The sequence below is a fragment of the Streptomyces sp. NPDC004065 genome (genome assembly GCF_044903565.1).
In the GTDB taxonomy this organism is placed as follows: domain Bacteria; phylum Actinomycetota; class Actinomycetes; order Streptomycetales; family Streptomycetaceae; genus Streptomyces.
In genome coordinates, this window is the sequence record NZ_JBJDQT010000013.1 from 17667 (window position 1) to 29651 (window position 11985).

At 70.3% G+C, this 11985-nt stretch carries 16 protein-coding genes; 3 read left to right on the forward strand and 13 right to left on the reverse strand.

The window, feature by feature from the left end:
- The 11 genes from ACI2LW_RS15970 to ACI2LW_RS16020 form a co-directional block, all read right to left on the reverse strand.
- Complete coding sequence (locus ACI2LW_RS15970) at positions 1-1158, reverse strand: tyrosine-type recombinase/integrase (RefSeq protein WP_404731792.1); 1158 nt, start codon at positions 1156-1158, stop codon at positions 1-3.
- Entirely contained in the window at positions 1158-1346 is a 189-nt protein-coding gene (locus tag ACI2LW_RS15975; protein WP_019527440.1) for a helix-turn-helix domain-containing protein, read from the reverse strand. Before ACI2LW_RS15975 ends, ACI2LW_RS15970 begins: the two co-directional genes overlap by 1 nt.
- Positions 1343-2734: a replication initiator protein RepSA gene (gene repSA / locus ACI2LW_RS15980; protein WP_404731793.1), complete on the reverse strand. Its 1392-nt coding sequence runs from the start codon at positions 2732-2734 to the stop codon at positions 1343-1345. Before repSA ends, ACI2LW_RS15975 begins: the two co-directional genes overlap by 4 nt.
- Positions 2731-4290: a DNA cytosine methyltransferase gene (locus ACI2LW_RS15985; RefSeq protein WP_404731794.1), complete on the reverse strand. Its 1560-nt coding sequence runs from the start codon at positions 4288-4290 to the stop codon at positions 2731-2733. Before ACI2LW_RS15985 ends, repSA begins: the two co-directional genes overlap by 4 nt.
- A 7-nt stretch (positions 4291-4297) precedes the next feature.
- Positions 4298-4462: a hypothetical protein gene (locus ACI2LW_RS15990; protein WP_404731795.1), complete on the reverse strand. Its 165-nt coding sequence runs from the start codon at positions 4460-4462 to the stop codon at positions 4298-4300.
- 94 nt (positions 4463-4556) lie between these two features.
- Entirely contained in the window at positions 4557-4865 is a 309-nt protein-coding gene (locus ACI2LW_RS15995; protein WP_404731796.1) for a SpdD protein, read from the reverse strand.
- 15 nt (positions 4866-4880) lie between these two features.
- Positions 4881-5069: a mobile element transfer protein gene (locus ACI2LW_RS16000; protein WP_404731797.1), complete on the reverse strand. Its 189-nt coding sequence runs from the start codon at positions 5067-5069 to the stop codon at positions 4881-4883.
- Between the two features lies 1 nt (position 5070).
- On the reverse strand, positions 5071-5253 hold the full coding sequence (locus ACI2LW_RS16005; protein ID WP_404731798.1) for a hypothetical protein: 183 nt from the start codon (positions 5251-5253) through the stop codon (positions 5071-5073).
- A gap of 19 nt (positions 5254-5272) precedes the next feature.
- The gene (locus tag ACI2LW_RS16010; protein WP_404731799.1) at positions 5273-5944 is read right to left on the reverse strand and encodes a DUF2637 domain-containing protein; all 672 of its coding nucleotides are present in this window, start codon (positions 5942-5944) and stop codon (positions 5273-5275) included.
- A 12-nt stretch (positions 5945-5956) separates the two neighbouring features.
- Complete coding sequence (locus tag ACI2LW_RS16015; RefSeq protein ID WP_404731800.1) at positions 5957-7297, reverse strand: FtsK/SpoIIIE domain-containing protein; 1341 nt, start codon at positions 7295-7297, stop codon at positions 5957-5959.
- 2 nt (positions 7298-7299) lie between these two features.
- Positions 7300-7629 carry a hypothetical protein gene (locus tag ACI2LW_RS16020; protein WP_404731801.1) on the reverse strand — a complete coding sequence of 110 codons (330 nt, stop codon included), beginning with the start codon at positions 7627-7629 and terminating at the stop codon, positions 7300-7302.
- Positions 7630-7818: 189 nt separating this feature from the next.
- Between ACI2LW_RS16020 and ACI2LW_RS16025 the strand changes: the two genes are divergently transcribed.
- A complete protein-coding gene (locus ACI2LW_RS16025; protein WP_404731802.1) occupies positions 7819-8577 on the forward strand; it encodes a GntR family transcriptional regulator in 759 nt (252 codons plus the stop codon).
- On the opposite strand, the gene ACI2LW_RS16030 is transcribed toward ACI2LW_RS16025, so the two are convergent.
- Positions 8578-9147, reverse strand: coding sequence for a nuclease-related domain-containing protein (locus ACI2LW_RS16030; protein WP_404731803.1), 570 nt, complete (start codon positions 9145-9147; stop codon positions 8578-8580). It abuts the gene before it with no gap.
- A 611-nt stretch (positions 9148-9758) separates the two neighbouring features.
- Between ACI2LW_RS16030 and ACI2LW_RS16035 the strand changes: the two genes are divergently transcribed.
- Positions 9759-10247, forward strand: a complete 489-nt coding sequence (locus ACI2LW_RS16035) for a hypothetical protein (RefSeq protein ID WP_404731804.1) — start codon at positions 9759-9761, stop codon at positions 10245-10247.
- Positions 10248-10883: 636 nt separating this feature from the next.
- Positions 10884-11141: a hypothetical protein gene (locus ACI2LW_RS16040; RefSeq protein WP_404731805.1), complete on the forward strand. Its 258-nt coding sequence runs from the start codon at positions 10884-10886 to the stop codon at positions 11139-11141.
- Between the two features lie 188 nt (positions 11142-11329).
- Here ACI2LW_RS16040 and ACI2LW_RS16045 read toward each other — a convergent pair whose 3' ends face one another.
- Positions 11330-11695, reverse strand: coding sequence for a DUF6344 domain-containing protein (locus tag ACI2LW_RS16045; protein ID WP_404731806.1), 366 nt, complete (start codon positions 11693-11695; stop codon positions 11330-11332).
- Between the last annotated feature and the right edge of the window lie 290 nt (positions 11696-11985).

Genomic DNA, 11985 nt, shown 5'->3' on the forward strand with positions numbered 1-11985 from the left:
TCAGCCGATGAGCGGATCTTCCAGCAGCTCGGCGAGCATCGCGACGGCTTCCCGCTCGCTGTCGCCAACCACGTGCGTGTAGACATCCATGGTCATGCTGATCTGGCTATGCCGGAGGATCGCCTGTGCGACCTTGGGGTGCACCTTCAGAAAGGCGAGCAGGGTCCCGCAGGTGTGCCGGGCGAGGCGGACCGTGATGCGGCGGACGCCAGCCCGCTTGACGAGGCGATCGAAGGTGCGGGAGAAGCCCACCGGATCGATCATGCCGCCATGCTCGGAGGAGAAGATCAAGTCATGGTCCGGCTCCTGCGACCAGTGCTCACCGGCTATCTTCCGTTCCAACTCCTGGAGCTCCCGGCGCTCCTCCAGAGCACGGGCGCAGAACTTGGGGAGAGGGAGCACCGCCTGCGAGGACTCCGTCTTGAGATCCTTGAGGACCAGGCCCACGCCCTTGACCCGCTGCACCTGCTTGACCGGGGTGAAGTGGCCGGCCTCGAAGTCGATGTCCTGCCAGCGCAGGCCGAGCACCTCGCCGCGGCGGAGACCGAGGACCAGGACGAGGACACAGGCCGCGTAGAGGCGGTGAGCGCGGACCGAGCGCAGGAAGTCGATGGCTTCCCGAGCATTCCACGCCGTGCCTTTGTCCTTGCTGACCTTGGGCATGTCGACCAGCAGGGCGACGTTCCGCGTGACCAGCTCCTCACGCAAGGCACGGTTGAGGGCGTTGCGGAGGACGCGCAGGACCTCGAAGCGGGCGGAGGCACCGACCTTCTCTCGCGTCAGTGTGGCCATGAAGGCGCGAATCTGTGCCGGGGTGAGTTTGGCCAGCGGCTTCTTCCCGAGGTGGGGCACGAGGTAGAGCCTGACCTTGGACTCGTACTTGACGTACGTGTTGTGCTCGCGCTCCGGGGCGACGATGTGCTCCAGCCAGTAGGCCAGCCACTCGCCGAGTGTCCAGGACCGGGACGGCACCGGGATGCCGTTGCGTTCCTGGTCCTGCAGCTTGCCGAGCTTCTCGTTCGCTTCATCCCACGTCCGGCCGTACACGTACTTGCGCACCCGGTTGCCGTCCGTGTCGGTCACATAGGCGGCGCCCTGGTACCGGCCGTCGGACCGCTTGGTGATCGTGCCGCCGCCGTTGGGACGACGCTTCGCCATCAGGCAGCCTCCCCGATCTGCCCGGCGATGAAGTCGCGGACCGCGTGATCCGGGATGCGCCGGCATCCGTCGACCTTGATGGAGACGAGGCGGTGCGTACGGATCAGGTCGTAGACCTTCGTCCGACCCACCTTCAGCCGTGCCATGACCTCAGGCACGGTCAGCAGCTCCGGGGCAGCAGTGGTCATGCAGCGGCTCCTTCCAGGTCGAGCAGGGCGGGTAGTTCTTCGCGGGCGATCTCGCGGTTGTGCTGGATGTCGCGGCGGATGGTGGCGGCGAGCCAGGATTCGCCGGGAGTGTGGCCGTGGCCGGCGTAGACCCAGTGGGCGAGGGTGAGCGTGGTTGCTTCCTCGTCGTCGGGGTCGGGCAGGCCGAGGGCTTGGCGTTGCTGGGCGGCGCGGTAGTCGGCGCGGACCTGGCGCAGCGCGCCGAGGGTGGTGGAGTAGCGGCGGGACTTGGTGGAGAAGTGGCCGCGGAAGCCGAGCATGTGTGCCCAGTTGCGGAGCTTGCGGTCCGGGTAGAGCGGGTGCAGGTCGAGGCAGGCGGCGATGAGCCGGGCCGGGTGGTCGGGCACGCCGAGCAGGGCCAGGGCCTCCTTGTTGCCAATGCGCCGGTCCACGGTGCCGGTGGTCTCGGCGGCCTTGGTGGCGTACTTGGCGACGTAGGCGGCTACGGCCTGTTCGGTGATCTCCTGGCCGTCGCCGAAGGCGCGGATCGGGCGCACGTCGATCTGCTCGCCCCAGCGCAGGGTGCGGGCGGGCTGCTCCCCGGCCCGGGGCACGTCGACGGCGACGCGGGCAGCGGCGGCGCGGATGGAGTCGGTGAGCAGGTCGAGGGTGGCCCAGGCCGGCGGAGGGGTGTCGGGTCCCTCGGGTCCGTCGAAGCGGATCACGGCGTGGAAGTGGACGGCCCCGCGTTTTTGATACTCGGCGACCTTGCCGAAGGAGACACGCGAGGACTGCCGGGCGGCCTTCTGTGTCAGCCCGGCGCGGCGTGCGATCTCGCGGCGCAGGTAGATCGTGAAGTACCGCCACAGGTCGGATGCGTAGTTGTTCCACAGCACCGCCCCCGCGTAGTCGTACGACTCCGGGTCGAGCGGGGTGCCCAGCTCGGGGGCGTCCTCGCGGTGGCGGGTGCCGCAGCGGCAGGGCCGGTTTCCGGGCCGGTTGTGGACCGGGCCGAACGAGGGCGCGGTGAGGGTGGCGAACACCCGCGGGTGGTGGCGGATGGTCTCAGGGGTGCCCTTGGCGGGGTTGCCGACGAGGCCGGCGCGGATGAGGTGATAGGTGTCCCCGGCGTAGGTCCAGGCGCAGGCGGGGCAGCGGGAGGCCCGCCGGTTGCCGCACGCGACGCGGAGGACGCCGCCTGGCTCGGTGTCGGTCGAGTAGGAGTGCAGGACATGCCCGGTCCCGCGGTCGCGGGTGACCCTCGAGCCCTGTAGGCGGATGGGGTCGGTGCAGCCGCCGGTGCGGCGGATCTGGTCTTGGATGCGGTCGAAGCCGTCAGACCCGGCCAGCCTCAGCACGTCGGCGAGGGTGACCGGGTCCAGGCCCGCCATGGTGGCGGTGTCGGTCACGCGGCCATCACCGCCTCAGGGGCGGGGGCATCGGTTTCCCGGTCGAGGTCGGTGCCGGTGATGGCTTCCACCAGGGCGGAGACGAGGATTTCGGCGACGGGGGGTGTGACGGCGTTGCCGTACTGGCGGACCCGTTCGCGTTTGGTGCCCAGCACGCGGTAGGTGTCGGTGAAGGCCATGCCCCGGCCGATCTCGTAGGGCTCCAGCATCCGGAAGAGCACCTGGTCCAGGTCGACGTGTTCGCCGGTGACCAGGCCGTAGCGGTCGTGGGTGGGCAGGGTGCCGAGGGGGGCGGTGACCGGGCGGGCGGTGCCGTTGCCGTAGTAGGGCACGAGGACGCTGTCCCAGCGCACCGGCTGAGCCGGGGTGACCAGGCCGTGGTGGTTGCCCGAGGCGGTCACCGTGGCCAGGGCGTCCAGGACCGGGCGGGCGTCGGAGTGGCCACCGCGGAGTTCGGCGATGAACGGCAGCCAGGCCAGGCCCGTCTCATTGCGCGCGGTCTGCGTGCGCAGCGGCTCCGCGACGGGGGCGGCCTGCTTGCCGTGGCGGCCCTCCACCGGGACCAGGAGGGGCGGGACGGCGAGTGCGTCGTTCTCCCGCGTGGTCCGTGTGGGCAGCGGTGCGGTGACGGGGGACGGTTCGGTGCGCCAGGTGCCGCCGGCGGGCACGGTCACCGGGAGCGCGTAGCGGTCGAGTCCTGCCCGGATGCGGGCCAGTGTCTTGGGCGAGAGCCCGTCGGGCCGGTCACCGATCCTGGTGCCGGGGCGGTTCCAGTCGATGGCGACGGCGGCGGGCAGCACCGTGGGTTCCACCACCGTGTTGCGGCAGGTGGCACGGGGGCAGCGGTAGAGGTACTGCTGCCGGTAGCGGCCCATGTCCTTGCGCGGGTTCTTGAACACCTGCACCGCCCTGACGTGCTGTTCGCACACCGGGCACCACGCCGAGGGGCGAAGCCACTTGTCCCACTCGGGGTTCCGTCCCAGTGAGCGGTGCCAGTAGGCCAGGTAGAGGCGGTCGCGGGACTGCGGCGCGTACGGGGTGCGGACCGGGCGGGCGTGCATGGAGTTCAGCGCGATCAGACGCGTGCCGTAGCCGAGCTCGCGGATCGTGCCGCGCCAGGTGTGCCACAGGTCCCAGGCCCGCACGTCGATGACGTTTTCCACCACGCCGGCCAGGACGGGGCGGCCCTTGGCCGTGCAGGCTTCCAGGTAGCGGGGGACGTCCCACATCAGTGCGCGGGAGCGGTCGGCGGCCGGGTCGGGCAGGGTCTCGCCGAACAGGTCGGGTTGCTTGTCGAAGTCGCGTCGGCGACCGCGGGCGTTCGACCACTGCGGGCACTCCGGGGAGGCCCAGAACACATCAGCGGCCGGGAAGCCGGCGACGTCCACGTCGTGCAGGTCGCCACGGAAGTGGTCGGTGTCGGGGAAGTTCGCGCTGTGCGACTCGATCGCCCGCTCCCAGTGGTTGGCGGCCAGGGCGGGACGAATACCGGGCACCAGGGAGGCCCCCCAGGAGGAGCCGCCCACCCCGGCGAAGAAGTCGACGTAGGTCAGCACGGTCCGCTCACCTCTCCGTCCGGGCCAGGACCGGGACCGGCGTGGTGCGGCCGGTGCCCTTGCAGGCCGGGCAGGTGATCCGGATCGTGGCGCGGGTGCCGGTGGTGATGGCGACGGAGGCGAAGCCGTCGCAGTCGCGGCAGACGCGCGTGTTTCGGGCGTGCTGGGGCATGATGGGCTTCCCTTTCGGGTCCGTTGGATCTGATGAGGGGTGCAGGCGCCCGGAGCGGCGGAAGTTTGGCGACCGAGGCCGCTCCGGGGGCCGTTCAGCGGTGTTTGTGCAGGTCCTGGACGAGCGAGCGCAGGACGACCGCGCAGACCGCGACCGAGACGCCGGTGATGGCGACGGCCAGGAGCATGGAGACCAGGACCGCGCCGACGACCAGGACCACGGCGGTGCCGCCGCCGACGAGGGCGAGGGCGGTGCCGGGGGTGAGCTGGATGGTGGGCCGGTTCGGGGCCGGGGTGACCGGGGCCGGTGTGGTGGCGGCCGGGGTGCGGTCGACCGCGGGCGCCGAGGCCGGCGCCGGGGCGGTGGGGGCGGTGTCCGGGGGCGGGTACTTCGGGGTGAGCACGGGATCTATCTCCTGTCAGGGGTTGCAGCGGTGGGTGCGTGCGGCGAGTTCGGCGGCCGCGCGGTCGCGGTGGTCGGTGGAGAAGCCGCAGCCGGGCGCGGTGCAGGCGGCGGTGTGGCGGGTGCGGCCCCTGCCGTCGTGGTAGGTGCCGACCGTGACCGGACCGAAGCGGCGCACGTCGCGGAAGCGGCGGTAGGCGGCCACGTCAGCTCTCCCGCCTCAGGCTGTGGCCGGGGAACCCGTCGAGGATGCGGGCCGCCTCGCTCGAGTTCGGGGTGCGGTCGGCCGCCTCCTCGGCGAGCAGCCGGGCCAGGGTCGGGCGGCCGGAGTCGGCCATCTGGCGTGCCGCGTCCACGTAGTCGGCGGCGCGGTTGAAGGTCTGGGGCATGGAGCGTTCTCCTTCCGCGTCAGGTGAGTTGGAGCTGAGCGGCGATCGCCTGGCACGTCGGGGTGGGCAGGCCGAGCCGCGCGGTGAGCGCGTCGGCGGTGATCTGCTCGCCCGTGCTGCTCCGGTGCGCGTCGGCGATCGAACGGGCGTGGTCGAGCAGGGCCGGCGGGACGGCCGGGCCAGCGGCGGGCGGCTTGGCCGGTGCGGGTGCCAGTGCCGCCGCCGGGGCGGAGGTCGGGGCCGGGCCGGGCGTGTCGGTACGGAGCATCTCGACTTCCGGCGCGGCCGGTTCGTCGTCCGGCCTCGGCTCCGGGGCCTGGGTGGTCGAGGCCGGGGTGGGCGCGTGGACGAGGAGGGTGCCGCCGAGGAACGCGAGGGCGGGCCAGCCGGCCACGAGGATGCGCAGCCAGGCGGGCACGTGGTGCAGGTCGAGCAGGCCCGCGGTGGCGACGTTGGCGCCCAATGACGCGCACAAGGCGATGGCGAACCAGGTCCAGGATGAGCGGTCCCGGCCGGCGCGGAGCCGACGCCAGGCGGCGACCAACAGCAGGTCGACCGAGACCGGGTAGGCCCATGCCTTCCATCCGGACTGTCCGGCCGCCGCCGCCAGGTCGTGCAGGTGCGCGAAGGACAGGGCACCAGCGATCACGGCTTGCACCAGGACGGCATCCGGGCGGACCGAGCGGTTCACGGCGATCACTCCCTACTCCGTGACCGGCAGCGGCTTGACCAGGGACGGACCCGATGCCGGGGCCCCGGCGGGCACGTGCGGCCGATAAGAGTCCAGGGCGGGAAGGTCCGGGACCAGGTGGGCGAACTCCCGGCACACCGCAACGACCTCCTCGCGTGAGGTGTGCGGGGTGCGGATCTTCGCCCAGCCCCCGGAGGAGTCGGCGGCGACCGCCATTCCGGGGCGCTCCGCTGGGATGAGGCTGGCGGCGACCACGGCATCCGGGGCCACGTCCGCCAGGCCCATTTCGGCGGTCTGTTTGTCGTTGACCCGGTGCACGACCCGGCCGGTGAGCTGGGCGCGCAGCATGGTCGCCCCCTTGCCCAGCTCCGAGCCGAAGCGCTGCCCGCAGATCTCCAGATGGATCCCGACTGCGCGGGCCATCTGCGCCAGCCGGATCAACGCGGTGACGATCCGCTCCCGACGTTCCTCATCCTTCTTGGAGGAGATCAGGAACAGTTCCGCCACCTCATCGACCAGGACGACGACCGGCACTGGCCGCAACGCCTCGGGCAGCTCCCACATGTCCGAGACACCGTGGGCGCTGAGCAGGTCGAAGCGGGATCCCATCTCGTCGACCAGCACGTCCAACAGGGATGCGGCATCGTCCGGCGTGGTGGCCAGGGCCGACAGCCGGGGCGCGTAGGCGGACTGCTCGACCCCGCGCTTGCAGTCGATGCCGACCAGCGCCACCGGCAGTCGCGCCAGGCCCCTGATGAGGTTGCGCTGATAGACGGACTTGCCGGAGTTGTTCGCGCCGAGCGTCAGCGCCATGGGCACCTTGCGGTAGTCGCGGACGAACGCCGTCCCGTCCTCCCGCAGCGCCACCGGCACGGACAGACCTTCCGGTCGAGCGCCCCGGGGCAGCCGGACCCGGCGGAGTACGTCATAGCCGGTCATCCGGAGCTGAACATGGCCGGGCTTGGTCTCGACGACCGTCACCGAGTGGACGCCCCAGGCGTGCCGCAGCCGCTCCGAGGCGGCCATCAGGTCGGCCGGTTCCAGGCCGGCGGGCAGCCGCAGGGTGACCCGCAGCCCCGTCGACGTGCCCCGCACCCGGCGCACCTTCGGCGGGACCGGGAGCACCTCGCGCCGGGCCATGTTCCGCGTGAGGAACGCCCGCAGGCGAGACGGCTGCACCGTCAGCCCGCACACGTCCATCGTGGAGCGGTAGGAGAGGGCGAACCGGCCCCAGGCGACCGGCAGCCCGACCAGCGACCAGTACACGCGCGGCGCGCGGACCTTCGCATACCCGAGACCGCCGGCCCCCGATAAGGCTCCCGTGGCCTCCACCCACACCGTCAGGTCAGCCATGGTCAGGCCGCCGGGGTGATCGCGACCGCGCGGAACGAGATCCCGTGCCGCTTCTGACCGTTGAACTCGTTCTCCCAGTCCCGTGCCTTGAGGCCGACCACCTTCACCGGCATGCCCGGCGTGAGGCCGTCCTGATAGCCGGTCTCCGGAATGGTGACCTGGTAGAGGTTTCCCTCCCCTTCATCGGAGACCAGCAGGCCCACCGTCGACAGCGGCGCCCCGGTCTCCCGGTCCATCGCGCGCTCACCCGTCTTGGCGTTGGCGAGCTTCGGCGTCGGTGCGGTCGCTACGAAGACCACAGCGGTCGAAAGGTCGATCTTGAACGACGGCATAGAGCACTTCCCTCGCTCTTGGAGGTCGCCCGACGCGACCTCTCTAGACATCTCTACTGTGAGGGTGCATCTCTAGAGATGTCAAGCAGGATGTCTAGAGATGTTGGCAAAGGCGGTTTGCGGCTACACGCAGAGAGCGAGTGCCTTACCCATGGCCTAGGCTGTCTAGAGAAGAGAGGAGGGTTCCGGATGGCCAACACCGACGACGACCGTCGGCCGAAGTACCAGCGGATCGCGGACTCCCTGCGCGAGGCGATCCAGTCGGGCGAGTACGGTCCCGGTGATCGGCTTCCGGGCGAGAACGAGCTGATGGCCGCGCACGGCGTGGCCCGCATGACGGCCCGCCAAGCCTTGAGCGTGCTCCGGGACGAGGGCGTTGCCGAGGCCCGCAAGGGCGCCGGCGTGTTCGTCCGAGCGTTCCGGCCTCTGCGACGCCGAGGCATCCAGCGGCTTTCCCAAGAGCAGTGGGGCAGCGGCCGTTCCATCTGGTCTGCGGACATCGAGAACCGGGCGCTCGAGGTGGACCAGGTCGCCGTGTCCGAGGAGGCCGCCCCCGACCGCATCAGCGCGGTTTTGGACCTGGCCGACGAGGAGACGGTGTGCGTGCGACGCCGGCGCTTCGTCCTGGACGGGAAGCCCGTGCTACTCGCGACGAGCTACCTGCCCACTTCCGTGGTGGCCGGGTCGGCGATCACCCAGGAGGACACCGGCCCCGGCGGGACGTACGCCAGGCTTGCCGAACTCGGTTACAAGCCGGTGCACTTCCGCGAGGAGATCCGTTCCCGCATGCCGACGAAGGACGAGGCGGCGCAGTTGAGCATGTCCGCGGGTACGCCGGTCATCCTCATCTGCCGCACCGCTTTCGCGGACGAGGGCCGCCCCGTCGAGATCAACGAAATGACGCTGGACGCCGCCTCGTACATCCTGGAGTACGACTTCGACGCGTGATCAACCGGACCAGGTACGACCGTCCCGGGCCACGCCGTAGATGTGCGTCACCTGGTCGGGCGAGAGCGTCGACGACAGCCCCGACAGCACCCGGCCGAGTTGTTCGACGGCCAGCACGAGTACCGGCGGATCAGCGCCCTTGACCGTGAGCTTGGCCGCGTGCACCACCGAGATCACGGGACGAACGGGCACGTCGGTCCCACAGTGCCGGGACAAGGCACGCGAGATGCGTAGGGCTTCAGACTGACTGATCGCGATGTGCCGCGTCGGAGAGCCGTTCACCGTGATGGCGGTGTCGCCGTACCAGACGGCTTTACCCCGGTGCCGTTTGGAGTTGATGGAGAAGACGCCGGCGGGTCCGATGGCAAGGTGGTCGATGTCCGCGCCGCTCGCCCACTGGATGGCGTGCAGGCTGAACCAGCCACGGCCCCGAAGTCTGTCCAGCTGCCGCGCGGTAAGCCGCTCTCCCGTCAGCCCGTCCGACCAACTGCGGATCTGCGAACCGGGGCGCCATCGGTCGACCAACCTCAGCACAGGGTTCGGCTGCAACTCCCGGATCTTGCGGCGCACCGCGTCACCCGGCCGGTTCCGTGCCAAGTCTTCCGGTAACGGCTCCACCTTGCCCCCTTGTGCGTGTCCACGACCAGACCAACACGGAGGCATGACCAGCACCAAGACCCGTATCGGCCATGACCTGTTACGGATTTCTCTACCTCATCAAGCCCCGGCTGCGCTCCGCTCCGCCGGGCGCGCTTCCCGGCTCCGCTCCGGGCGCCGCTCCTGCCTCCGGCCCGCTCCGCCCGCGCTGCGCCGACGCGCGCCCACATGTGGATAGGGCCGGTAGCCATGAGTCGATAACCGCATAGTGCGGCCCGCGGTCAAGGCAATGCCTCCGGCGGGGGATCGGCCGGCACCGGGATGGAGGGGGCGCCGTTCCCGTCCGCGGGTCCGTAGTGGGGCGCGCGGGGAGCTCCCATCCCGTCCACCGTCGACCCAGGCAGAGCCGAGCAGACGCGGCCCAGGGGCGTCAAGGTCGTTCGTACAGTGGCGCGCTCCACCTTGACGCCCCTGGACCACGCCCGCTCCACGGTGTGTGGGTCGACGGCGGACGGGATGGGAGCTGGGGTGAGTGGTGGGTGCGGGGATAGGGTTCGGGCCGGTCAAACGTATGGGTGGGGTGGATGAGCGCAGATGCGAAGCGCGAGCGCTGGGAGCTGCGGGCCGAAGGTGGCGTGGGCCCGCTTCGGTTCGGGATGTCTCCAGCCGAAGTCGCCGAGGCACTGCTGGTCTCCGAGCCGGAGGCACGGATTGGCGGTCCGTACGGGCAGGAAGACTTCCCGTGCGGGGTGAAGGCGTTCTACGACGCGGGCAAGCTTGCATGCGTCGCGCTTGATGCAGTCACCGGTCCGCAGGTCTTCCTGGCAGGCTTCCCGCTTGCAGGCCGCGATCCAGCACAGGGGCACCAGTTCCTCCTGGAACACGCCGCCGAGCACGGAAACTGGGTGCTCTACACCCCTGACGGGTCGCTCTCTCTGACCGATCTCGGACTTCTTCTGCGTTCGCAGCAGGTCGGGGAAGCGCGCCTGACGCGCCCACTCTTCGTGAAGGAGGAGTGGTTGGAGTCGCAGTACTACCGCGACCACCTCCCGCTGGAAGATGCCCCAGGCTGAGCGCTCTAGCGCCCTTTCCCCGCTGCGTCCTAGCGGGACAACAAGGGCTGCCACATACGACCTAGTCCCAAACCCGTCAAGAGCCCATCCAGTGTCTGACATCAGCGGCTGACACCAACAAGGGCGAACAGCGACGGTCGGCGCCGGACCTCCGGGGACGATCGGCCCAAGCACAAAGCCGGTTGGCCAACGTCGCAGCCCCGGCATGATCGACCTGATAAGGATGAGGCCACAGGTTCAAATCCTGTTAGCCCCACCAGCGAGAAGACCCCCGGATCATCGGTCCGGGGGTCTTTCGGCATCCACGAGGGACACCAGCAGCGACGGTCGGAACCAGTTACGCCAAGAAGATGATCATATTGGTGTGTCTGTCCTGTTCGTGATGTGCCCGGCGCACCATGAGGGAGCCGCCCCGCTTGGGGCCGCCAAGACCGCCCGAATAGTGCGTAGTCCGACACAGAAAGCAGGTCGGCCATGCGCGCTGGACGCCGCTTCGGTCCGCTTCTCCGCTGCACGGCAGTGGTGGCCGCCGGCCTCACTGCCCTGCCGGCTCTCTTCGCCCTCAGTACCGGCACTCCCGCTCTCGCGGCCGCTTCCCCTCACCGGAACCCCAAGCCGCCCGTCCAATACGTCCAGGTGTCCAACTCGGCGACGTGCGCTCCCGACAGTTTCCGCACCGTCACCGCCACCTGTCCGCCCGGAACCGTGGTCACGGGCGGCGGCATCACCGCCGACAACTTCGTCAGCAGTGGTGTGTACGTCTACGAGACCCAGCCGACCAGCGCCACCGCCTGGCGGGGCACCATTCGCAACACCACCGGGATCACCTTCCAGGTCATCACCAAGGCGGTGTGCGCGAGCGTCCCCGGCGTCAAGGCCAAGGCCCACCGCTGAATGTCCGGGACCGGGACCTGACGCCGACGACGGCGGACGAAGGCGCGGCCCGCCGGCTCCGCGCGCACCAGGAAAGGACCCCCGGTCGTGGTGACCGGGGGTCCTCGTGCGAGCCGTGGTGCTGTACGCAGTTCGCCGTCGTGTCATGGGTGGTGACGTCGGGCACCGGCCGGGCCGGTGCGGCACTGTCAGCGTTGCAGGGGGATGGTGGGCCGGACGGGAGGCGCGGGCGGGGCGCAGTCCGGGTCGGTCGCGAGGGGCGAGGCGTCGGCCGGTGCGCGGTGGCGGCAGCCGGGGGTCTTGCCGTGGGCCTCGGCGCGGATGCGCTGTTTCATCGTGGGGGGCAGGAACCGGGTGTGGCTCCTGGACCAGGGATGCTGATACGTCATCTGCGCCGGCACGCGTGCGGTGCTCGTGCTCTTGGGCGCCGTCTCGGGCTGCGGGGCGGCCGTGGCCGCGGCGGCGTTCGTGGTGCAGAGTCCGAGCGCCGTGCAGAGCGCGAGAAAAGCGGTGACGATGGCGGTCCACAGCTTCATGACCTTGTGCTGGTCCATGGCCCCTCACTTTCGGGTTGGGCGATTTGCGTACTTTGCTCATGATGTGTATGAGGCTCGCGAAGTGGTGGACCGACGCCCGTGGCGCGTCGCTCTTCGGATGAACACCACTCGGATGGGCGCATGAGCGGCCAAAAAGTGCGGAGCCGGGAGGAGAGGGGGCAAAGTCACCGTCCGTGCCGGGCCGATCACCCTGCGGCCGGTGCGGCCGGGTCCGCCTCTACTGCGCTCCCCGGCAGCACAGTTGAGCGCCGACGCAGGTCACCGATCGGTCTCGGCCGGTGTGTATA

Excerpts from the sequence above, each read along its gene's own strand:
- ACI2LW_RS15970 (WP_404731792.1), bottom strand. The coding sequence starts at position 1,158 with ATGGCGAAGCGTCGTCCCAACGGCGGCGGCACGATCACCAAGCGGTCC.
- ACI2LW_RS15975 (WP_019527440.1), bottom strand. The coding sequence starts at position 1,346 with ATGACCACTGCTGCCCCGGAGCTGCTGACCGTGCCTGAGGTCATGGCA.
- ACI2LW_RS15990 (WP_404731795.1), bottom strand. The coding sequence starts at position 4,462 with ATGCCCCAGCACGCCCGAAACACGCGCGTCTGCCGCGACTGCGACGGC.
- ACI2LW_RS16005 (WP_404731798.1), bottom strand. The coding sequence starts at position 5,253 with ATGCCCCAGACCTTCAACCGCGCCGCCGACTACGTGGACGCGGCACGC.
- ACI2LW_RS16015 (WP_404731800.1), bottom strand. The coding sequence starts at position 7,297 with ATGGCTGACCTGACGGTGTGGGTGGAGGCCACGGGAGCCTTATCGGGG.
- ACI2LW_RS16020 (WP_404731801.1), bottom strand. The coding sequence starts at position 7,629 with ATGCCGTCGTTCAAGATCGACCTTTCGACCGCTGTGGTCTTCGTAGCG.
- ACI2LW_RS16025 (WP_404731802.1), top strand. The coding sequence starts at position 7,819 with ATGGCCAACACCGACGACGACCGTCGGCCGAAGTACCAGCGGATCGCG.
- ACI2LW_RS16035 (WP_404731804.1), top strand. The coding sequence starts at position 9,759 with ATGAGCGCAGATGCGAAGCGCGAGCGCTGGGAGCTGCGGGCCGAAGGT.
- ACI2LW_RS16045 (WP_404731806.1), bottom strand. The coding sequence starts at position 11,695 with ATGGACCAGCACAAGGTCATGAAGCTGTGGACCGCCATCGTCACCGCT.